Source organism: Caballeronia sp. LZ032, assembly GCF_031451315.1.
Classification (GTDB): Bacteria; Pseudomonadota; Gammaproteobacteria; order Burkholderiales; family Burkholderiaceae; genus Caballeronia.
In genome coordinates this window covers 342,723-362,090 of the sequence record NZ_JARUXP010000003.1, presented here as the reverse complement: position 1 = coordinate 362,090, position 19,368 = coordinate 342,723, and the positions used below count along the sequence as shown (strand labels likewise).

The window sequence follows — 19,368 nt, the reverse complement described above, 5'->3', positions numbered from 1 at the left end:
AGCGGCGGCCTCACAGACTGCTGGAAAGGCTTTAGAAGAAGCCGAGCGGCTTGTCGCTATAACTGACGAGCATGTTCTTCGTCTGTTGATAGTGATCGAGCATCATCTTGTGATTTTCCCGCCCGATGCCCGACTGCTTGTAACCGCCGAACGCCGCATGCGCCGGATAGGCGTGATAGCAATTGGTCCACACGCGTCCCGCCTGAATCGCACGGCCGAAGCGATAGGCCCGCGTACCGTCGCGCGTCCATACACCGGCGCCCAGTCCATAGAGCGTGTCGTTGGCAATGTCGAGCGCCTCTTCCTCGGTCTTGAAGGTCGTCACGGACAACACCGGTCCGAAGATCTCTTCCTGGAAGATGCGCATCTTGTTATGGCCTTTGAAGACGGTCGGCTTGATGTAGTAGCCGTTCTTCAGCTCGCCGTCGAAGCTCCTGCGCTCGCCGCCGGAGAGGCACTCGGCGCCTTCCTGTTTGCCGAGATCGATATACGAAAGAATCTTCTCCAGCTGCTCCTGCGAAGCCTGCGCGCCGATCATCGTCTTCGTATCGAGCGGATGGCCTTGCGAGATCGCCTCAACACGCTTCAGCGCGCGTTCCATGAAGCGCTCATAAACCGACTCCTGAATCAGCGCGCGCGACGGACACGTACACACCTCGCCCTGATTCAGCGCGAACATCGTGAAGCCCTCGAGCGCCTTGTCGAAGAAACTGTCGTCGGCGTTCAGCACGTCCTCGAAGAAGATATTCGGGCTCTTGCCGCCCAGCTCCAGCGTGACCGGAATCAGGTTCTGGCTCGCGTACTGCATGATGAGACGGCCCGTCGTGGTCTCACCGGTGAAGGCAATCTTCGCAATGCGCTTGTTCGATGCGAGCGGCTTGCCGGCCTCCAGACCGAAGCCGTTGACCACATTGAGAACGCCCGGCGGCAGCAGGTCGTGGATGGTTTCCATCAGCACAAGGATGGAAGCCGGCGTTTGCTCGGCGGGCTTGAGCACCACGCAATTGCCTGCGGCCAGCGCGGGCGCGAGTTTCCAGATCGCCATCAGGATCGGGAAGTTCCACGGAATGATCTGTCCGACGACGCCCAGCGGCTCATGAAAGTGATACGCGACCGTATCGTGATCGATCTCCGAAATGCCCCCTTCCTGCGCGCGCGCCGCCGCCGCGAAGTAACGCAAATGGTCGATGGCCAGCGGAATGTCGGCGGCCATGGTCTCGCGCAGCGGCTTGCCGTTGTCGATGGATTCCGCCACCGCGAGGCGCTGCAGGTTCTGCTCCATGCGTTCCGCGATCTTCAGCAGCACGTTCGAGCGGTCCGTGACCGACGTCCTGCCCCACGCCACCTTGGCGGCGTGCGCTGCGTCCAGCGCGGCTTCGATGTCGGCCTCGCGCGAGCGCGGGATCGACGTGAACGGCTCGCCTGTGATCGGCGAGATGTTGTCGAAGTACTCGCCACCCGCTGGCGCAACCCACTTGCCGCCGATGAAGTTGCCGTATTGCTTCTTGTACGGGTACTCCGTGCTCAGGAACTGCATCTCCGCGTGATTCATTCTGTGTGCTCCTCGCATGTCGACGTGAACGAGCCGGCACAGCCCTTGGCCGGCGCCGGTCGCTCTGGTTTGCGAGTTCCGTGCCATGAGCCCGCCGCACGCATGGCGGGTTCGCCGACCGCACCGGCATGCGGCTCAGCACGATGTGCTCAGGGTTTGTACGGGAGATCGGGCGTTGTTCACATTCAGAACAGCTGCGCCCGGCTGTAGCGATGCGCCACACCGGCCGGTGCTGAGCGGCCCATGCACAACGTGCCCTGCGCTGAGGGCAAACGCTTATGGCACGAGTGTTCATATTGCAAAGCCTTTCACAGTTGTCTATGTTCATGCCCAGCCGTGGCAAAGCGCCGCATGCATATGTGCTCTTGCAGCATGTTTGTGACGCGAAATGCCTTGCAGCCGCAGGATGCAAACCGCATCGCGCGCCTGCATGAACCACGGCGGGCTGCTGCACCGGCGACCCCGGCGCACGCACCTCAGCAACGATGCGCGCGCACGTGCTTGCATGACGCGCCACGGAGACCACCATGAACAGCACAATCAATCAAGGGGCCGCCCACGGCCCGACACCTTTCTTCTCCAAGGAGGCGACCATCGCCCGGCCCGGATTCTCGCGCTGGATGGTGCCGCCCGCCGCGCTCGCTGTTCACTTGTGCATCGGTCAGGCCTATGCATTCTCAGTGTTCAACGCCCCGCTCACGAAGATCATCGGCATCACCAAGTCGGCGCCGGATGACTGGACGCTGACCACGCTCGGCTGGATCTTCTCGCTCGCCATCGTGTTCCTCGGCCTCTCGGCGGCCTTCGCCGGCAAGTGGCTCGAAAAGGTCGGCCCGCGCCGCACCATGTTCACGGCGGCCTGCTGCTTTGGCGGCGGCTTCCTCGTCTCGGCGCTCGGCGTCTATCTGCATCAGATCGCGCTGCTGTATCTCGGCTATGGCGTGATTGGCGGCATCGGACTGGGGCTCGGTTATGTGTCGCCGGTCTCCACCTTGATCCGCTGGTTCCCGGACCGCCGCGGCATGGCCACCGGAATGGCGATCATGGGCTTCGGCGGCGGCGCGATGATCGCGGCCCCCGGCTCCGTCGCGCTGATGAACTACTTCAAGAGCGCCACCAGCGCGGGCGTGGCGGAAACCTTCCTCGTGCTCGGCGTGCTCTATTTCATCTCGATGACGATCGGCGCGCTCGCCATCCGCATTCCGCCGGCGGACTGGAAGCCGGCCGGCTGGACGCCGCCCGTCACCGCCAGCAAGATGATCACGAAGAACCACGTGCATATCGACCAGGCGCTCGAGACGCCGCAGTTCTATCTGCTGTGGCTCGTGCTGTTCCTCAACGTCACGGCGGGTATTGGCGTGCTCGGCCAGGCTTCGGTGATGATCCAGGAGAGCTTCAAGACGTCGATCACCGCAGGCGCGGCGGCCGGCTTCGTCGGGCTGCTGTCGCTGTTCAACATGGGCGGGCGCTTCGTGTGGGCGTCGGCGTCCGACTGGATCGGCCGCAAGAACACCTACTTCGTGTTCTTCGTGCTGGGCGCCGTGCTGTACTTCCTCGTGCCGCAGTTCGCGACCGCCGGCAACATCGCGCTGTTCGTGCTCGCCTACGGCATCATCCTGTCGATGTACGGCGGCGGCTTCGCGACCATCCCCGCTTATCTCGCGGACATGTTCGGTACAGCGTTTGTCGGCGGCATTCATGGACGTTTGCTCACTGCGTGGGCGGCGGCGGGCATCGCCGGTCCGGTGCTGGTCAACTATGTGCGCGCCTATCAGGTCGCCCACGGCGTCACCGGCGCGGATGCCTACACGATGACGCTGCACATCATGGCCGTCCTGCTCGTGATCGGTTTCGTCTGCAACCTGCTCGTGACGCGCGTGCACGAAAAGCATCACATGAACACGTCGGCGCAGACCGCGAACTGAGACTGAAGAAAGGAGATTCGCAATGAATTCGCGTAACGATATCCAGCAAGGCAGTTCGTCGAACACGGGACTGCTGGTGCTGTTCTGGGCTTATGTACTGATCCCGCTTGCATGGGGCGTGACGAATACCCTGACGCAGGCCGTCAAGCTGTTTCATTAAGACGCTGCAAGCTTTGAAATGGCGCGCCGGGCGATTGGCTTTCGAGCTGATCGCCCGGCGTGTTTGTTTTTGCGGCTTGTGCGGGACTATCCCTTCAGCCGTCTTGCGCCGCCTGCGCAAAGGCGGTATTCAGATAACGAACAAGCTTGGTACAGGCAAAACTGAAAGGCTGGGCGGGCTGTTCAAAGATCTCTTTTTTTGAACGCGCGCCCGCTCATTCGAACGAGGCAGCGACGTAGAGCCCCAACTGAAAACGACGCCGAACTTTGTTGATTCAGGTGCTGCTGATCTCGCATTCCTCTCCGAGTCTGCTTTCATACCGCCCGAGCAGCCAGCGTTCGCATACGCGTCAGGTTGTAGGGTGCCTGAGTCAACACAAGGAATTGGTCGACGCGCCTCAGACCTCGATACGGCCAGTCTGCTTAACGTGACGGTGGAGACCACACGCGTGCGCGGTCATCTGTCGGGAGAGCATTTCGGTGTCGATGACACACTCGTTCAGGCTTGGGTTGGGCACAAGAGCTTCGTGCCCAGGACCGGATCGGAGCGGATCGGATAACGACTCGTCGGCTGATGGTGGCGGCAGTTCTCAAGAGAACTGGTATGGCGAGAAACGTAGCAACGATACGCATGAATCAGCACCGACGCGCAGGCGAAACGGTAGAGTCGCGACACCGGAGCGATGCTTTGTCGTGAACCAGCGAAACAGCATGTCATAGAAGATTTGCTCCGTCAGAATGCGTTCGCTTCGAATCGAATACGGCACTTGCAACAGCAGCGCGCGAATCAGCTTCTCTGACGCGATGCTCGGACGCGATTCGGTGTAGCCGTCCGCTCCGCGCGTCGTTTTGGTTTCAGTGTCGCTTGATTCCTCAGATCAGCCTTTGCCCCTCCTGCCCGGATGACCCGCATAGAAGGTATTCCAACAGCATGCCAGTGCTGAGCCATCTCGGTAAACGTGCAGAAAGTCCTGTGATGCCTTGAAGAGCTGGATCTTCCCTCGGACCGCATCGACGCCCGCCTCCAATACCGCCGAACAACGAGGTCAGCTATCTCGCCATGAATCTGACGGGCCGCGTGCCCACCCTGGTCGACGGTGATTCCGTATTCCGGGAACCGGACGCGATCGTGTCGACTGCGGAGCTTGGTCAGCTCTTGCGATATCGGAAGTGCGGCGATTTACCGTCGGGGTTGGGAAAGCAGCAAGGCGTGCTGGACGAATGGCGTGTGGCTGTCCGTCTCGCCGGATGCGACTTGGTGGTGAAGCTTCAACAGGTCGCTTGTCGCCTTGTGAATTCTTGCCATTCGTACGACATTGCCGATGAAGAGGTGAGTGCGATGCCAGTGGTAGTGGTGCCGTCAGCTCGCCAAGACGTCATCGCGATGAGCGGAGCTTGATCAAGTGGTCATCCACTGCCACGAACGAACCTGCGCACGGTCTACGCCGTTGCGCCGAGTTCGGCCCCGACCTGCGACACGCTCGAACTGAATTCCACAATATCACGAACCGTCTAAAGCGATGAGCGAAGGGGAGTCGGGGCGTCGCGCCGTTTCGATTGACTGGCGCACTGGGGTGAGACAGGTGCTCCAGGGACGGACTCAAAGCAGAGCCTGCATGCTCAATTCCGTCATTTGCCAATGCACTCGGCCGCTTCCCTTCACAGGATGCGACCACCGCGCTTCTGCGAGCAACGTTGAGATGCATCGCGTCGATGTTTCAAAAAACTCAACCAGCATCAACATGTGAAACGCACGGTCCCTCAAGCTTGTGCCATGTTTTGCGTGAATTGCAGCACGATGAACTCGGCTGGTCGCGCGGCGGCAAGCCCGATTTTCGCGATCATCTTCCCTTGCTTGATGTCTTCGTCAGACATCGTGACTCCCTTGCCGATTTGCACGAAGTATGCCTCATTCTCGGAAGCACCAGCCAGACCGCCCTGCTTCCACAGTCGATGCAGATAGCTCGTTGCCGCGGAGCGCACCTTCTCCCAGGTCAGTGGGCTGTTTGGTTCGAACGTCATCGTACCAAGTGCGTATCGCAAGTCGCGCTCGACACTATTGAACAAACGTCGCACCGAGACATATCTCCAGTCGTCGCTATCGTCCAGGGTGCGGGCGCCCCAGATCACCGAACCTCGTTCGTCAACTTTTCGAATCATGTTGACGGCCTTCCCGGTGCTGTAGTCGGCCTGGATCGTGTCCGTTACGGTGTACTTCGGTGTGTACCCCGACGGCAATGGAACATTGGCGGGCGACTTCCACACGCCTCGTGTTCGATCATTCTTGCAATAGAGCCCTGCGGCGACAGCACTTGCAGGCACGTCAACATCGGTCCATCCAACTTTGAGATAGGGATAGTAGACTGCGGCGGAAGCACTCGTTTGGTACGTATTGAGATCGCTCTTTTTAATGTGGACGGCGGGTCCATCGAGGATGGCAAATAGACATTTGCTGCGATCTTCGAGCAGGGTATACACCTCATCTTTGATTCCGTGGTAGTTGCCAACCACAAGCGTGATGCGATTCCCCAAGGTCTTGATGGCATCTATGAAAGTCTTCCATCCAGTGACATAGCAAGGCCCTCCCCCACATTCGAAGTAGGCACGCAAACCAGCTAGGGCAGTGTCGTACGTTGCATATGGCGGAAATTTCTCGTAAAGATCCAGGATATTATTGAACTTCAATATTTCCGTAAGGTTGCTATCCATATTGATTAACGGAACTGCGGTGGGAAGCGTCGAAACCGACAACGTGGGTGTTGCATCTTCTTCGATATAAACGCCTGGGTAACTGTTGTCTGAACTCACGAGATATGCTCCGTCAATGAATTGGACTACTGTGGCATGCGTCAAGAGCCGTTTCGCTGATTTCCATGCCGATGTGCGTACATCGAACATTCCAACCGGTCATATTGCTTTGAATGAAGGCATTGCAACCATCTTTTGAAATTCATAAGAAGGCGCATGCCAAGTGGATGCTTCAACCATCCTCGACAATCATGATGCACGTCGGCGAACGAATTTAGCGCGGTTCAAAATGAGACAACTCTTAGGTAAGCCCATGAAACCACCGTCAAATCTGGATCCCGAATGGGACCTCACCGATAGTTTTCAACCGAGCCCACAAGAACTGCCGGAGTCGCGGCGGCGGGCATCGCCGGTCCAGTGCTGGTCAACTATGTGCGCGCCTGTCAGGTCGTTCACGGCGTTACCGGCGCGGATGCCTGCACGATGACGCTGCACATCATGGCCGTCCTGCTCGTGATCGGTTTCGTCTGCAATCTGCTCGTGACGCGCGTGCACGAAAAGCATCACATGAACACGTCGGCGCAGACCGCGAGCTGAGACTGAAGAAAGGAGATTCGCAATGAATTCGCGTAACGATATCCAGCAAGGCAGTTCGTCGAACAAGGGACTGCTGGTGCTGTTCTGGGCTTATGTACTGATCCCGCTTGCATAGGGCGTGACAAATACCCTGACGCAGGCCGTCAAGCTGTTTCATTAAGACGCCGGAAGCAGTCGAATGACGCGCCGTGCGATGGGCTTTCGAGCCGATCGCCCGGCGTGTTTGTTTTTGGGGCTTGTGCGGGACTATCCCTTCAGCCGTCTTGCGCCGCCTGCGCAAAGGCGGTATTCAGATAACGAAGAAGCTTGATACAAGCAAACTGAAAGACTTAGTGGCCGTGTTCCTCCACCCGATTCAGGCTGCGCCGCGCCAGCGCACTCATGAACAACGTGCTGCCGACGAGTCCCGTCAGATACACGCTTGCCATCATCCAGTCCATTCCACTCACGGTTCTTCTCCTTCGAATTGATCCGCAGGCAAGCCTGCCGCGGGCATGATTCACGCAGTTGCAAACGCGTTCTGGCCTGATTACGGCAGCGGCGCGCAAAGGTTTAGCAGCATGCGGATCAAGCGACGTAGCCTGGGCGTTACATGAGAATGGCTTCAAGGCCTTCACAAAAAAAAGACCGGCCGTATGATTCGCAAACGCTTGCCGCCAAGTGCTGGAAAAGACTGGAAAAACTGGCGCGCAGGAACCTCCCCACACAAACCAAGGTTCACCATGAAACCCATTAGCCGTCGTAATTTCATGATTGCCGGCGCAGGTGCATTGCCCGCGCTGTGGCTCACGCGTGTCCGGGCCGATGCCGCCCATTTGAGCGAATCCGACCCGGCCGCGGTAGCCGTCGGCTACACGGAAAACGCCGCGAAGGTCGACAAGAAGAAGTACGCGAACTACGCGGCGGACCAGACTTGCGCCAACTGCTCGCTGTTCCAGGGCAAGGCGACGGATGCATGGGGTGACTGCACGCTGTTCGGCGACAAGCTCGTGGCCGGACGCGGCTGGTGCTCGTCCTGGACCAACATGTGACGCCGGCTGCAACGCGCCCTCACACGCTTACTTGACCACGTGCCCCCCGCGCGTGACGTTCATGGCGGTGGCCGCGACATAGGTGGCCGTGACACGGTCGCCGACCTTGATCTTGTCGAGCGGCATGTCGGGCGCCACCTGCACCGTGACCGTGTGCTTCGGACCGGCCAGGGTGACTTCACGCGCGGCTGCATCGATCTTCTGGACCACCGCCACCACCTGCACGCCATGCTTCTTCACAACGACACCGCCTGAAGCCGGCGCGGTTTCGTCGGCGATCACGCGCGACTCGGCAGCCTTCGGATCCACCGGATCTGCGGAAATCAGCAGGGCGCCGCGATAGGACACGTGGACCTCGTCGCCGGCCTTGAGCTTCTTCACGTCCGCAACGGCGGGATCCACGTCGATGACCACGACGCGCCCCTTCGGACCCTTCACCTCGACGCTGCTCGTATCAGCGTGAACCTTCACGACGGTTGCCTTCATGTCGAGCGTGTGGGCTTGGGGCTCGGCTTGCGCGGCGACGTCGGCGGCAGCCGGAGTATTGGCATGAGCGGTGGACAGGACCATCAGCGCCGAGCCCGCCGTAGCGGTCACGGAAAGGATTCGAATCAGACGGGAAATGAGCTGCATGAGTTGCTCCAGACGGGAATGGAAGACCTTGCGGCCGCTTAAAGAAGTTCATCTATCAACTTCCTTTCAGCCATTCATTCTTATGCCCTTCGCAATGACGAGCAATAGCAGATTGCTTAGCAATTAAGCAGGTTTGAGACATTTCGAAAAAACTTCTTTTCTTGTCTTTAAGCAACTTAGCGCGAGCCTTTTAAGTTTCGTCAAGCAAGGCGCTGAATGAAACCCTCAGTCACGTCCTTGAGCGTAATCTCGTTGTCATCCGTCATGACCAAGGAGAGACAATGAACGAAATCATCAACGCAGTGAAAGACAGGATCCCAAACGAGTATGCGTATGACATCGCCCGGGATATGCAGATCGACGAGTTGACGATGATGCGCGCACGCGTCGGCATGGACGCCATTGCGCTGAGCGTGCCTGACGTGAAGGCGTTTATCGCGGCGCTCGAAGCCTGCGGCGAAGTGCGCGGCATTACGAGAAACGAACATGCGATCAGCGTTCAGACGGGCGCGTTCACGAATCAGTATCTGAACGGCTATCGGCAAATGAGCGTGTCGGCCGAAGCGGGTCTGGTTCTCAATCCCGGCGGTCTTGATCTGCGAATCTTCTTCCGTCACTGGAAGCACTTCTTCTTCCTGCGCGATGAAAAGCCCAACCGCACGCTCGAGTCCATCCAGATCTTCGACGAAGCCGGCAAGGCGGTGCACAAGATCTATGCGACGCAGGGTACGAACACGCAGGCGTTCAAGGCACTCGTGGAGCGGCATCGATGCACGGACGAGAGCGTCACGGCGCGCGTTGAATCAGTTTCTCCTCGCGCCATGCCGCATGGCCTTCCCAGTGCGTCCGATGAATCCATCAGCGAAGAATGGCGCGCCATGACCGATCCGCACGACTTCTATCTGCTGATGCGCAAGCACGGCAAGAGCCGGCAGGAACTCTATCGCTGCGTCGAGTCCGATCTGGCGCGCGAAGTCGCCGCCGATTCACTGATGGAAGTGCTCACGGAATCGAAGCTGCGGGACGTGAGCCTCGCGATCTTCGTCAGCAATGCGGGCTGCGTGCAGATATCGACGGGCAAGGTCGAGAAGCTGATGAAGGACGCTCAGTACCTCAACGTCATGAACAAACAAGATCGTCTGCACGTGGAGCATGAGCAGATAGAACGCTGCTGGATCGTGAGCAAGCCTTCCGACTGCGGCTACGTCACGAGCTTCGAAGCATTCGCCAGGGACGGCCAGTTGATCCTGCAAATCTACGGACAGCGTGCCGAACATGAGCCGGAACAGCCCGGCTGGCGCGTGATCCTGGCGGGCTGCATGTCGCTGTGACGCGCGGGGCCGCACCATAAGTGCGACCCCAACGTGGTCAGGCCTCGCGCGACAGACCGTACAGCCCCTGCAACACCGCCGCGCGCGCCTGTCCGAGGATCTTGCCGCGCCAGACATCGTCATCGATATAAAAAGCCGCGCGAATCTGCTGGCGGATCGCGTGCTTCACGGCATCGGGTGCATCGGCATGCTGCCTCACCCATTGGTCCGCGCGCAGCATGTCGAGCATCTCGGTGAGCGGCACCGTGCCGTACTCCACCGCGATCGACGCATTGGCCGAACGCGGACACGTCTGCCTCAAGGTATCGAGCAGCGGTCCGGCAATATCCGCCGCAATCGAGGTGCCGTCCGCGGGGCTCGTCACGTCCGCGCCCCACCAGCGACGCGCGCGCGGCACATCCCCCACGCAGATCTTCGCGCCGAAACCGCTCGGCCCGAGTCCCGTATGAAAGTCGATCCAGCCGATCGATGCGCAGCCCTCGCCGTACTCCGTCAGCAGTTCGCGCATTGTGCGCGTGCTCCATGCGGTCTCCGCACCGCCATAGAACAGGCCTTGCGGATGCGTGTACTGACCCGTCGTCACTGCCTGCTGATACGCCCACTCACCGCGCTCTTCGATATAGCCACGAATGGCCTGCACGTTGGCCTCGTCAGGCGGCCAGCTTGCCGGAATCAGAAGCTCGTGCAGTTCCGCATATCCCGGGTTCTGCGGCAAGGGCGCAGCAAAGTCGATGCTGTTGCGGTTCAGATCAACATTGCCTTCCGTCGTGCGGCTCAGGAAGGAAAAGCCATAGGGATTGATCGCATGCACGAGCAGCAACGCGACATCGAGTTGCTTCATCAATGCAGCGAGTCCGTCGTCGCGCATCAGGGCGATCTGCGCGCCCGAGCCGCAGAAGCCCTCCACGCCATGCGTCGCCGAGGTCAGCACCAGCATGCGCCGCGCCGAGCGTGGCCCGATGCGCACGACATCCGTCGCCAGCAGCTCGCCTTCGAGTCCGGCGACGCCCGCCAGCACGCGGGTATCCACGGCCAGCCCGCGTTCGGCAGCCGTGTCGAGGAAACGCTGTCGCGCCTCGCGATAGGTCGATGAAAACATGTGCGCTCTCCTGGTCAGGCACGCGCGAGAAACGCCTGCACGAGCCGCACCCAGTAGGTGGCGCCGAGCGGCAGCAGTTCGTCGTTGAAGTCGTAGCTGCTGTTGTGCAGCATGCATGGACCGATGCCGTGCCCGCGTTCGCGATGCGCGCCGACGCCATTGCCGATATACGCATAGCAGCCGGGCCGCTCCAGCAGCATGTACGAGAAGTCCTCGGCGCCCATGGTGGGATCGACGTTCGGGTTCACTTTCTCCGCTCCAACGATGTCGCGCATCACGCCCAGCGCAAACTGCGTTTCGGCTTCGGTGTTGACGGTCGGCGGATAGTTGCGCAGGAAACTGACTTCGGCCTTGCAGCGATACGCCGCCGCCGTCGCGCTGACGATCTCCTTCATGCGCGTCTCGATCAGGTCGAGCACCTCGGTCGAGAACGTGCGCACCGTGCCGGCGAGCGTCGCGGTGGTGGGTATCGCGTTGATCGCGTGACCCGCCTGCATGCGCGTGATCGAGAGCACGGCGGCATCGACCGGGCGCTTGTTGCGCGTCACGATGCTCTGCAAGCCCGTGCCGATCTGCAAGGCCGTGAACACCGGATCGACGCCGTCGTGCGGTATCGCGGCATGCGCGCCGACGCCTTCGATGCGAATCTCGAACTCGTTGCTCGACGCCTGCGTCGCGCCGACGCGCGCGCCGAATTCACCCGCAGGCATGCCGGGCCAGTTGTGCAGCGCGAACACGCCATCGACGGGGAAGCGCTCGAACAGACCATCCTCGATCATCGCCTTCGCACCGCCGCCGCCTTCTTCTGCGGGCTGGAAGATGAAGACCACCGTGCCGTCGAAGTCCCGATGTTTCGCGAGATATTGCGCGGCGCCGAGCAGCATGGCGGTGTGGCCGTCGTGACCGCACGCATGCATCTTGTTCTCATGGCGCGACGCATGCCCGAAGGTGTTCAGTTCAGGGATAGGCAACGCGTCCATGTCGGCGCGCAAGCCGATGGCCCGCTTGCCGCTGCCCTTCCTCAACACGCCGACCACGCCCGTCTTGCCCAGCCCGCGCGTCACTTCGATATCCCAGCTTTCAAGCGTGCGCGCGACGAGCTCGGCAGTGCGGGCTTCTTCGTAGCAGAGTTCAGGATGCGCGTGGATATCGCGGCGAATGGATTGAATCTCTGCGCGGCTTGCGGCGATCTCGGGAATGATCGACATGCGTTCCTCTTCAGTGATGGTTGGACATGCGGCTTTGCCCGAGCATTGTCAGTGGCCGCAATTCACAGGGAAAGCTGATATTTCTTGTCCGTCACTTAAGCAAAGCTTGGGTGTCATGTCCCGTTCGCAAGCGGCATGGCGCCATGCGAACGCAGCCTGATGCGTTCCTGCACGACGCTCATCACCGCATGCCGGTCGTGGATCTTGCGCTCCAGCATGCCGACGACACGGCGCGGCGTATGCCGTGCAAGCGGCATCACGCGCAAGGCCGGGTCGCTTGCCCACGAGCCGTATTCGAGCAGCGGCACCACCGACACGCCCGCGTCCTGCCGCACGAGTTCCACGATCACTTCCAGCGAATTCAGTTCGAGGAACTCGTTCACCACGAGCCGGTTATGCCTGAGCGCCCGCTCGATCAACGCGCCGGTGCGCTGCGCGCGGTCGAAGCGCAGGAACGGCCGGCTGGCCAGCATCTCGGCGGCACTCGAAGCCGTGCCGCCTGGCGAGCCGATCACGACCAGCGGCTCCGAATAGAGCGGCGTCCAGTTGAGACTGGCCGGCGTCTTGCCCGCCATCTCGACGATCACGGCCGCATCGATCTCGCCGGCCTCCACTTGCGGCGCGAGCGCGAGCGCCTTGCCGGTGAAGAGACGCACATCGAGCTTTGGGTACTGACCTTTCAATTCCGTAACGACCGATGCCAGCGCGCCCATGGCCGAATCCACGGCGCCGATGGACACCGAGCCGGCGATCTCGTCATCGAGGCCGGTGTGCCGCATGCTGTCGTAGAGCGCGACGATGCGCTCCGCCTGCGGCAGCACCTGCTTGCCGATGCTCGTCAGGCGGTTGGTCCGTCCCACGCGATCGAACAGCGGCCGTTTGAGATCGTCTTCGAGCGACTGCATCTGCATGCTCACGGCGGCTTGGGTAAGGGCGACCTTTTCGGCGGCGGCAGCGAAGGAGCCGTAGCGCGCGACGGCAATGAAGGTGCGCAGAAAGCGGATGTTGCTCATCGTGGCTAGGGACAAACCCGATCGTTCAATCAGGTTTCCTTGAGTGTCAGTTCAGAAATTCTATATTTTCTTATTTCAGCCAGGCGTAATGTTTGAGGGTTGCAGCGGCCTGCTCGCCTACCCGGTGCAGGCCGGATACACGGCTGTCGTCGGCCAATAAAGTCTGGCATTTGATCAATCGCCCCACGCCCACGGAGTGCATTCGATGAGCACCGTACTTCCTGCAGCCCACGCGGCCGAACAGAACGCCGCGCTCAACCTGTCCGGCCGACGAGCAATCGTCGTGTCGACCATCGGCAACGCGCTCGAATGGTTCGACTTCATGGTCTACGGCTTCTTCGCCGTCATCATCTCGAAGCTCTACTTCCCCGCCACCAGCCCCACCATCTCGCTGCTCGCCACCTGGGCCACCTTCGGCGTCGGCTTCCTGACGCGGCCGCTCGGCGGCATCGTGCTGGGCGCCGTGGCGGACCGCGTCGGACGCAAGTCGGCGCTCACGCTCACCATCTCGCTGATGGCGGTCGGCATCGCGATCATCGCGTTCGCGCCGACCTATGCGGCCATCGGCATCGCCGCGCCCTTGCTGATGTTGCTGGGCCGGCTGATCCAGGGCTTCTCGGCAGGCGGCGAAGTGGGCTGCGCGACGGCCTTTCTCGTCGAATACGCGCCCGCCGACAAGCGCGGCTACTTCGGCAGCTTCCAGATGGTCGCGCAGGCGGCCGCGAGTCTCGCCGGCTCGTTCTTCGGCGCGGTGCTGACGCGCACGCTGAGCCCCGAGCATCTCAATAGCTGGGGCTGGCGCGTGCCGTTCGTGGTCGGTCTGCTGATCGTGCCGGTGGGGTTGTATCTGCGTTCGAAGCTCGACGAGTCGCCCGTGTTCGTCGAGAAGGCGCAGAAGAACGAGCTGAGTGCAAGCCCCATCCGCGACACGGCCACCAAGCACTGGACCTCCGTGCTCGCGGGCTTCGGCCTGACGGTGTTCGGCACCATCGGCACGTATATCTTCCTGCTCTATCTGCCGACCCACGCCACCCGCGTGCTGCACATGGCGCTCACCGACGGCCTCATCAGCTCGACCATCGGTGCGCTCGTGTATCTCGTGTGCTGCCCGTTCTTCGGGCGCCTGTCGGACCGTATCGGCCGCAAGAAGCTGATGCTGACCGCGCTGGCTCTGTCGCTGCTCACCGCGTATCCGATCTTCGCGGTGCTGACCGCGCATCCAAGCCTGCCGATGCTGATCGTCTGCCAGGCGCTGTTGATGACCTACCTCGGCATCTTCCAGGGCTGCTATCCGGCGTTCATCTCGGAGCTGCTGCCCTCCAGCGTGCGGTCGACCGGCATCTCGGTGAGCTACAACGTCGCGGTGATGATCTTCGGCGGCTTTGCACCGGCCATCGTGCAATGGCTCACGATGAGCACCGGCGACCCGCTTTCGATTTGCTACTACGTGATCTTCGGCAGCGCGGTGGCGCTGTTGACGATCATTCCGCTGCGCGATCGCTATAGCGAAGCATTGAGGTAAGTCTGCTGCATCGAGTTCGCAAAGGAAGGAGAATGGCCCGGCCCGCCCGAAATGGCAGCGCACTTAAGTCTGACTTAAGGATGCGCCGTTAGCCTGAAGTCTGACCGATCCACCCCTCCTTCCGGCCGCGCAAGCGGCCATTTTTTTGGACTGACGCCATGCAGATGACTGTGCGCCTGTTCCTCGTCCTCGTGGCGCTCGTCGCGTTCACGACGGTCGGCGTCTACCTCTTTTATCTCTTCGTTCGCGCCGTGTTCCCGCACTGAAGCGCTGCTTCGGGCATGCTTCGTGCGCCTGCGCAAGACCGGCAGCGCATGGAAGCTTGCAATGAAGAAAGTTTCGCGTCCGCTGCCTATACTGGCTTGAGCGTCTTCACACGCGTCCCTGCGGCATATGAAGTCCTGCGCGCCCTGTGCAGACTCTTCCCCGGCTGTCCGCTTTCCGCCTGACGCGCGCCGTCACGCTCTCGCTCCATCTTCGCCTTCTCACGCCTTGCCGCCTGCCCGGACCGTCTTAGCCATGCAGTGCAGCTTCCATGCGCTACCCCTGGAGAATGCTCGATGCCACAACACCCTGTCCCCCAATCCAAGACCATTCACGCAGACACGCCCAATTCGGCCCGCACCGAAGCACTGGCGCCGGTCCGGACTCCCGCCGCCCCTGCCAGCGTCACCTTCACCGTGAATGGCCATAGTCACACGCTGTCGCTCGACCCGCGCACGACATTGCTCGACGCCCTGCGCGACCATCTGCATCTGACCGGCACGAAGAAAGGCTGTGACCACGGCCAGTGCGGCGCGTGCACCGTTCATGTCAACGGACGCCGCGTGAACTCATGCCTGTGCTTCGCCGCCGCGTGCGATGGCGACACCGTCACGACCATCGAAGGCATCGGCGAAGTGGAAGCGCTGCATCCGCTGCAGGCCGCCTTTGTCGAATGCGACGGCTATCAGTGCGGCTACTGTACGGCGGGCCAGTTGATGTCGGCGGTCGCGCTCCTCGACGAGCCCATCGGTCCGAACGACGAGGACGTGCGCGAAGCGATGAGCGGCAACCTGTGCCGCTGCGGCGCCTATCAGAACATCGTCACGGCGATCCAGTCGGTGCGCGTCGCCAAGACCCCGGCCAAATAAGGAGAGCATCATGGAAACGTTCCAGCTCTCCCGCGCGCGCGACATGCGCGACGCGATCAATGGCGGCGCACTCGCGCATACGGCCCAGCAAGGCGCCGAAGTGCGCTTTCTCGCAGGCGGCACGACCCTGCTCGACCTGATGAAGCTCAACGTCGAGCGGCCGATGCGCGTCATCGACATCAGCCGCCTGCCGCTCGATGCCATCGAGGCAACGGACGATGGCGGCGTGCGCATCGGCGCTACGGCGCGCAATTCGGACCTCGCGCATCACGCGCTGATCCGCGAACGCTATGCGGTGCTGTCGCAGGCGGTGCTCGCGGGCGCGTCGGTGCAGCTGCGCAACATGGCGACGACCGGCGGCAACATCATGCAGCGCACGCGCTGCGTGTATTTCCGCGATACCGCCTCGCCCTGCAACAAGCGCGAACCGGGCAGCGGCTGCTCGGCCATGCAGGGCTTCAACCGGATGATGGCGATACTCGGCACGAGTGAAGCGTGCATCGCAAGCAATCCGTCGGACATGTGCGTCGCGTTGCAGGCGCTCGAAGCGACCATTCACGTGGAAGGCACGGGCGGCAAGCGCGCGATTCCCGTCGACGAATTCTTCCTGACGCCGGGCACGACGCCCGATCGCGAGAACGTCCTCGACGCCGGCGATCTCATCACGCACGTCACCGTGCCGCCGCTGCCGCAAGGCGCGCGGTCGGCGTATCTGAAGCTGCGCGATCGCGCATCGTATGAGTTCGCGCTGGCGTCGGCGGGGATTGTGGTCGCGCTGAAGGACGGGCGCATCGAACATGCGCGCGTGGGTCTCGGCGGCGTCGGCACGAAGCCGTGGCGGTCGCGCGAAGCGGAGCAGGTGTTGCAGGGCGCGGCGCCCGACGAGGCGACCTTCCGCCGCGCCGCCGATGCCGCGCTCGCCGATGCCAAGCCGCAAAGCGAGAACGGCTTCAAGGTGGAGCTCTCGAAGCGCTGCATCGTGCATACGCTCAAGCTCGTCACGCAAGCGTCCTGAACCCGACCAAGGAAACCTGACTATGTCCACTGCGCCCGACACCACGCCGTCTGTCATCGGACGGCCCCAGTCGCGCATCGACGGACCGCTGAAGGTCTGCGGCCGCGCGACTTATACCTCCGACGTCGATCTGCCCGGCATGCTGATTGCCGTGCCGGTCGGCGCCACCATTGCGAGCGGCAGGATCACGTCGCTCGAATTCGCCGCCGCGCAAGCCATGCCCGGCGTGCAGCTGATTCTTCATCGCGGCAATATCGGCCGCTTTTATCGGCTCGCGGGCGGTTCGATCGAGACCGGTATGGTTGATGAAAACCGGCCGCCGTTCGACGACGACATCATTCGCTATTACGGGCAGTATGTGGCGCTCGTCGTGGCCGATACCTTCGAGGCCGCGAGCGCCGCAGCAGCAGCGGTCAAAGTGGGTTACGACAGGACGCCGCACGACGTCAGCGCCGCGCTCGATGACGGCGGCAAGCTCGACACGCACAGCGAACGCGGCGACCCGGACATGGCGTTCGACAGCGCGCCGGTGAAGATCGACGAGACCTATGTCACGCCGGTCGAGACGCACAACCCCATTGAACTGCACGCCACCGTCGCGCATTGGGACGGCGACGGCTATACGTTCTATGAGACGAGCCAGGCCGTTTCGAATCATCAGGGCGCGCTGATGCAGATGCTGGGCCTGCCGAAGGAGAAGGTGCGGGTGATCTCGCGCTATCTCGGCTCGGGCTTCGGCGGCAAGCTGTGGATGTGGCCGCATTCGCTGCTCGCGGCGGCCGCGACGCGGCAGCTCGAACGGCCCGTGAAGCTCGTGCTGTCGCGCAAGATGATGTTCCAGAACGTAGGCCATCGACCGACCACGCAGCAGCGCGTCCGGCTCGGCGCAACACAGGACGGCAAGCTCGTGTCCTTGCAGCATGACTTCGTGAATCACGCGGCGCTTGCCGACGAGTACGCGGAAGATTGCGGCGAAGCCACGCCGTCGATGTACAGCGTGCCGAACCTGCGCGTTACGGGTGGCACGGTGAAGCGCAACGTCGGCTCGCCCACGTCGATGCGCGGACCCGGCGCGGTGCCGGGTTTGTATGCGCTCGAGAGTGCAATGGACGAATTGGCTGTCGCATTAAAGATCGATCCGGTGGAACTGCGGTTGCGCAACGAGCCCAAGGTCGATGAAAGCAGCGGCCTGCCGTTTTCATCGCGACACTTCGTGGAATGCCTGACCACCGGCGCGGAGAAGTTCGGCTGGAGCAAGCGCACGCCGGAAGTCGGCTCGATGAAGCGTGACGGCCTCACGCTCGGCTGGGGCCTGGGCGCATGCAGTTGGCCGGGCTTGCGCTTCTCGGCGGACGCGACCGTCGACCTGCGCGCCGACGGCACCGCGCGCATTGCGTGCGGCACGCAGGACATCGGCACCGGCACTTATACGATCCTCGCGCAATTGGTCGCGGAACATACGGGCATTGCGCTCGGCAAGATCGAAGTCGGTCTCGGCGATACGGCGCTGCCGCTCGGGCCGGTGTCGGGTGGATCGGCGGCGACGGCTTCGGTGATTCCGGCGGTATCGGATGCGGTGCGCGGCGCCATCAAGACGCTGCTCACGCATGCCACGAAGACCGAAGGCTCGCCGTTCAACGGCGCGAAGCCCGAGGAACTCGCGATGACGGCCGGGCACGTGCATCGCAAGGATCAGCCGCCCGGTAGCGGCGTGCCGTATGCGCAGATTCTCGACGCGGCGAAGCTGCATGCGGCGTCGGGCAGCGGCAGCGCGAAAGGCGGTTTCAACGATCCGCTCAAGAAGAAATGGTCGATCCATTCGTATGGCGCGCATTTCGCCGAAGTGACCTGGGATGCGTCGACGGCGCGGCTGCGCGTGAGCCGCGTGGTGACCGTGATCGATGGCGGCAAGATTTTGAATCCCCGCGCGGGCCGTAACCAGATCGAGGGCGCGGTGGTGATGGGCGTGGGCATGGCGCTGTTCGAGCACACGGTGTACGACGAGCGCAGCGGGGCGCCGGTGAACAGCAGTCTCGCGGATTACGTGGTCGCGACGAACGCCGACACGCCAAAGATGGACGTCACCTTTCTCGATTATCCCGATACCGTGTTCAACGAACTCGGCGCGAGGGGTATTGCGGAGATCGGACTGGCGGGCATCGCGGCAGCGATCACCGGCGCGGTGTATCACGCGACCGGCGTGCGCGTGAGGAAGCTGCCGGTGATGATCGAGGATTTGTTGGGGGGATAAGGTCGGGAGGCGTTGCCGGGCGCCGTGTCGGGCGCCCGGCAAGGGCCGCTGGCGGGCAAAGGCGCTATGCTAGACTGCGCTCGAATACACAGGCGCCCGATCGCGTGGCGCTTCGTTTCATTCACGCCGGCTCGCTCCCCGGACAAGACCG

General features: G+C 62.0%; 15 protein-coding genes and 3 pseudogenes. 11 read left to right on the top strand and 7 right to left on the bottom strand.

Going from position 1 to position 19,368, the window contains the following annotated elements:
- Positions 1-31: 31 nt before the first annotated feature.
- A complete protein-coding gene (adh, locus tag QCE69_RS23250; protein ID WP_309923422.1) occupies positions 32-1,552 on the bottom strand; it encodes an aldehyde dehydrogenase in 1,521 nt (506 codons plus the stop codon).
- Between the two features lie 527 nt (positions 1,553-2,079).
- On the opposite strand from adh, the gene QCE69_RS23245 reads away from it, so the two are divergent.
- The 3 genes and pseudogenes from QCE69_RS23245 to QCE69_RS23235 all read left to right on the top strand — a co-directional run.
- A complete protein-coding gene (locus QCE69_RS23245; RefSeq protein WP_309933245.1) occupies positions 2,080-3,477 on the top strand; it encodes an OFA family MFS transporter in 1,398 nt (465 codons plus the stop codon).
- Positions 3,478-3,499: 22 nt separating this feature from the next.
- Positions 3,500-3,637: an oxalate:formate antiporter gene (locus QCE69_RS23240; RefSeq protein ID WP_309923418.1), complete on the top strand. Its 138-nt coding sequence runs from the start codon at positions 3,500-3,502 to the stop codon at positions 3,635-3,637.
- A 415-nt stretch (positions 3,638-4,052) separates the two neighbouring features.
- Positions 4,053-4,298: pseudogene (locus QCE69_RS23235) on the top strand (IS5/IS1182 family transposase); the annotation flags it as partial.
- Positions 4,299-4,331: 33 nt separating this feature from the next.
- Here the strand turns inward: QCE69_RS23235 and QCE69_RS23230 are convergent.
- Positions 4,332-4,451, bottom strand: a pseudogene (locus QCE69_RS23230) (transposase); the annotation flags it as partial.
- A gap of 245 nt (positions 4,452-4,696) precedes the next feature.
- Here QCE69_RS23230 and QCE69_RS23225 point away from each other — a divergent pair.
- Entirely contained in the window at positions 4,697-5,035 is a 339-nt protein-coding gene (locus QCE69_RS23225; RefSeq protein WP_309933244.1) for a hypothetical protein, read from the top strand.
- 362 nt (positions 5,036-5,397) lie between these two features.
- Here the strand turns inward: QCE69_RS23225 and QCE69_RS23220 are convergent, their stop codons facing one another.
- Complete coding sequence (locus tag QCE69_RS23220; protein WP_309933243.1) at positions 5,398-6,444, bottom strand: phage tail sheath C-terminal domain-containing protein; 1,047 nt, start codon at positions 6,442-6,444, stop codon at positions 5,398-5,400.
- Between the two features lie 333 nt (positions 6,445-6,777).
- On the opposite strand from QCE69_RS23220, the pseudogene QCE69_RS23215 reads away from it, so the two are divergent.
- Together QCE69_RS23215 and QCE69_RS23205 are read left to right on the top strand one after the other, a co-directional pair.
- A pseudogene (locus tag QCE69_RS23215) lies at positions 6,778-6,981 on the top strand (MFS transporter); the annotation flags it as partial.
- 722 nt (positions 6,982-7,703) lie between these two features.
- On the top strand, positions 7,704-8,012 hold the full coding sequence (locus tag QCE69_RS23205) for a high-potential iron-sulfur protein (protein WP_309923414.1): 309 nt from the start codon (positions 7,704-7,706) through the stop codon (positions 8,010-8,012).
- A gap of 27 nt (positions 8,013-8,039) precedes the next feature.
- Here the strand turns inward: QCE69_RS23205 and QCE69_RS23200 are convergent, their stop codons facing one another.
- Positions 8,040-8,645 (bottom strand): hypothetical protein, encoded by a 606-nt coding sequence (locus QCE69_RS23200; RefSeq protein ID WP_309933242.1) that lies wholly within the window; start codon positions 8,643-8,645, stop codon positions 8,040-8,042.
- Between the two features lie 281 nt (positions 8,646-8,926).
- Here QCE69_RS23200 and QCE69_RS23195 point away from each other — a divergent pair, with 281 nt between their 5' ends.
- Positions 8,927-9,976, top strand: a complete 1,050-nt coding sequence (locus QCE69_RS23195; protein WP_309933241.1) for a ChuX/HutX family heme-like substrate-binding protein — start codon at positions 8,927-8,929, stop codon at positions 9,974-9,976.
- A 37-nt stretch (positions 9,977-10,013) separates the two neighbouring features.
- On the opposite strand, the gene QCE69_RS23190 is transcribed toward QCE69_RS23195, so the two are convergent.
- From QCE69_RS23190 to QCE69_RS23180, 3 genes are all read right to left on the bottom strand, one after another.
- Positions 10,014-11,075, bottom strand: coding sequence for a M14 family metallopeptidase (locus tag QCE69_RS23190; protein ID WP_309933240.1), 1,062 nt, complete (start codon positions 11,073-11,075; stop codon positions 10,014-10,016).
- 14 nt (positions 11,076-11,089) lie between these two features.
- Positions 11,090-12,283, bottom strand: coding sequence for a M20 aminoacylase family protein (locus QCE69_RS23185; protein WP_309933239.1), 1,194 nt, complete (start codon positions 12,281-12,283; stop codon positions 11,090-11,092).
- 113 nt (positions 12,284-12,396) lie between these two features.
- Complete coding sequence (locus QCE69_RS23180; RefSeq protein WP_309925255.1) at positions 12,397-13,296, bottom strand: LysR substrate-binding domain-containing protein; 900 nt, start codon at positions 13,294-13,296, stop codon at positions 12,397-12,399.
- A gap of 205 nt (positions 13,297-13,501) precedes the next feature.
- On the opposite strand from QCE69_RS23180, the gene QCE69_RS23175 reads away from it, so the two are divergent.
- The 4 genes from QCE69_RS23175 (at position 13,502) to QCE69_RS23160 (ending at position 19,217) form a co-directional block, all read left to right on the top strand.
- Positions 13,502-14,818: an MFS transporter gene (locus tag QCE69_RS23175; protein ID WP_309923405.1), complete on the top strand. Its 1,317-nt coding sequence runs from the start codon at positions 13,502-13,504 to the stop codon at positions 14,816-14,818.
- A 560-nt stretch (positions 14,819-15,378) separates the two neighbouring features.
- Positions 15,379-15,951 carry a 2Fe-2S iron-sulfur cluster-binding protein gene (locus tag QCE69_RS23170; protein WP_309923404.1) on the top strand — a complete coding sequence of 191 codons (573 nt, stop codon included), beginning with the start codon at positions 15,379-15,381 and terminating at the stop codon, positions 15,949-15,951.
- 10 nt (positions 15,952-15,961) lie between these two features.
- Positions 15,962-16,966, top strand: coding sequence for a xanthine dehydrogenase family protein subunit M (locus QCE69_RS23165; RefSeq protein ID WP_309933237.1), 1,005 nt, complete (start codon positions 15,962-15,964; stop codon positions 16,964-16,966).
- Positions 16,967-16,988: 22 nt separating this feature from the next.
- The gene (locus QCE69_RS23160) at positions 16,989-19,217 is read left to right on the top strand and encodes a xanthine dehydrogenase family protein molybdopterin-binding subunit (protein ID WP_309933235.1); all 2,229 of its coding nucleotides are present in this window, start codon (positions 16,989-16,991) and stop codon (positions 19,215-19,217) included.
- The last annotated feature ends 151 nt before the right edge of the window (positions 19,218-19,368 follow it).

Coding starts and splice junctions, on each gene's coding strand:
- adh (WP_309923422.1), bottom strand. CDS start 1,552: ATGAATCACGCGGAGATGCAGTTCCTGAGCACGGAGTACCCGTACAAG.
- QCE69_RS23245 (WP_309933245.1), top strand. CDS start 2,080: ATGAACAGCACAATCAATCAAGGGGCCGCCCACGGCCCGACACCTTTC.
- QCE69_RS23240 (WP_309923418.1), top strand. CDS start 3,500: ATGAATTCGCGTAACGATATCCAGCAAGGCAGTTCGTCGAACACGGGA.
- QCE69_RS23225 (WP_309933244.1), top strand. CDS start 4,697: ATGAATCTGACGGGCCGCGTGCCCACCCTGGTCGACGGTGATTCCGTA.
- QCE69_RS23205 (WP_309923414.1), top strand. CDS start 7,704: ATGAAACCCATTAGCCGTCGTAATTTCATGATTGCCGGCGCAGGTGCA.
- QCE69_RS23200 (WP_309933242.1), bottom strand. CDS start 8,645: ATGCAGCTCATTTCCCGTCTGATTCGAATCCTTTCCGTGACCGCTACG.
- QCE69_RS23195 (WP_309933241.1), top strand. CDS start 8,927: ATGAACGAAATCATCAACGCAGTGAAAGACAGGATCCCAAACGAGTAT.
- QCE69_RS23190 (WP_309933240.1), bottom strand. CDS start 11,075: ATGTTTTCATCGACCTATCGCGAGGCGCGACAGCGTTTCCTCGACACG.
- QCE69_RS23185 (WP_309933239.1), bottom strand. CDS start 12,283: ATGTCGATCATTCCCGAGATCGCCGCAAGCCGCGCAGAGATTCAATCC.
- QCE69_RS23180 (WP_309925255.1), bottom strand. CDS start 13,296: ATGAGCAACATCCGCTTTCTGCGCACCTTCATTGCCGTCGCGCGCTAC.
- QCE69_RS23175 (WP_309923405.1), top strand. CDS start 13,502: ATGAGCACCGTACTTCCTGCAGCCCACGCGGCCGAACAGAACGCCGCG.
- QCE69_RS23170 (WP_309923404.1), top strand. CDS start 15,379: ATGCCACAACACCCTGTCCCCCAATCCAAGACCATTCACGCAGACACG.
- QCE69_RS23165 (WP_309933237.1), top strand. CDS start 15,962: ATGGAAACGTTCCAGCTCTCCCGCGCGCGCGACATGCGCGACGCGATC.
- QCE69_RS23160 (WP_309933235.1), top strand. CDS start 16,989: ATGTCCACTGCGCCCGACACCACGCCGTCTGTCATCGGACGGCCCCAG.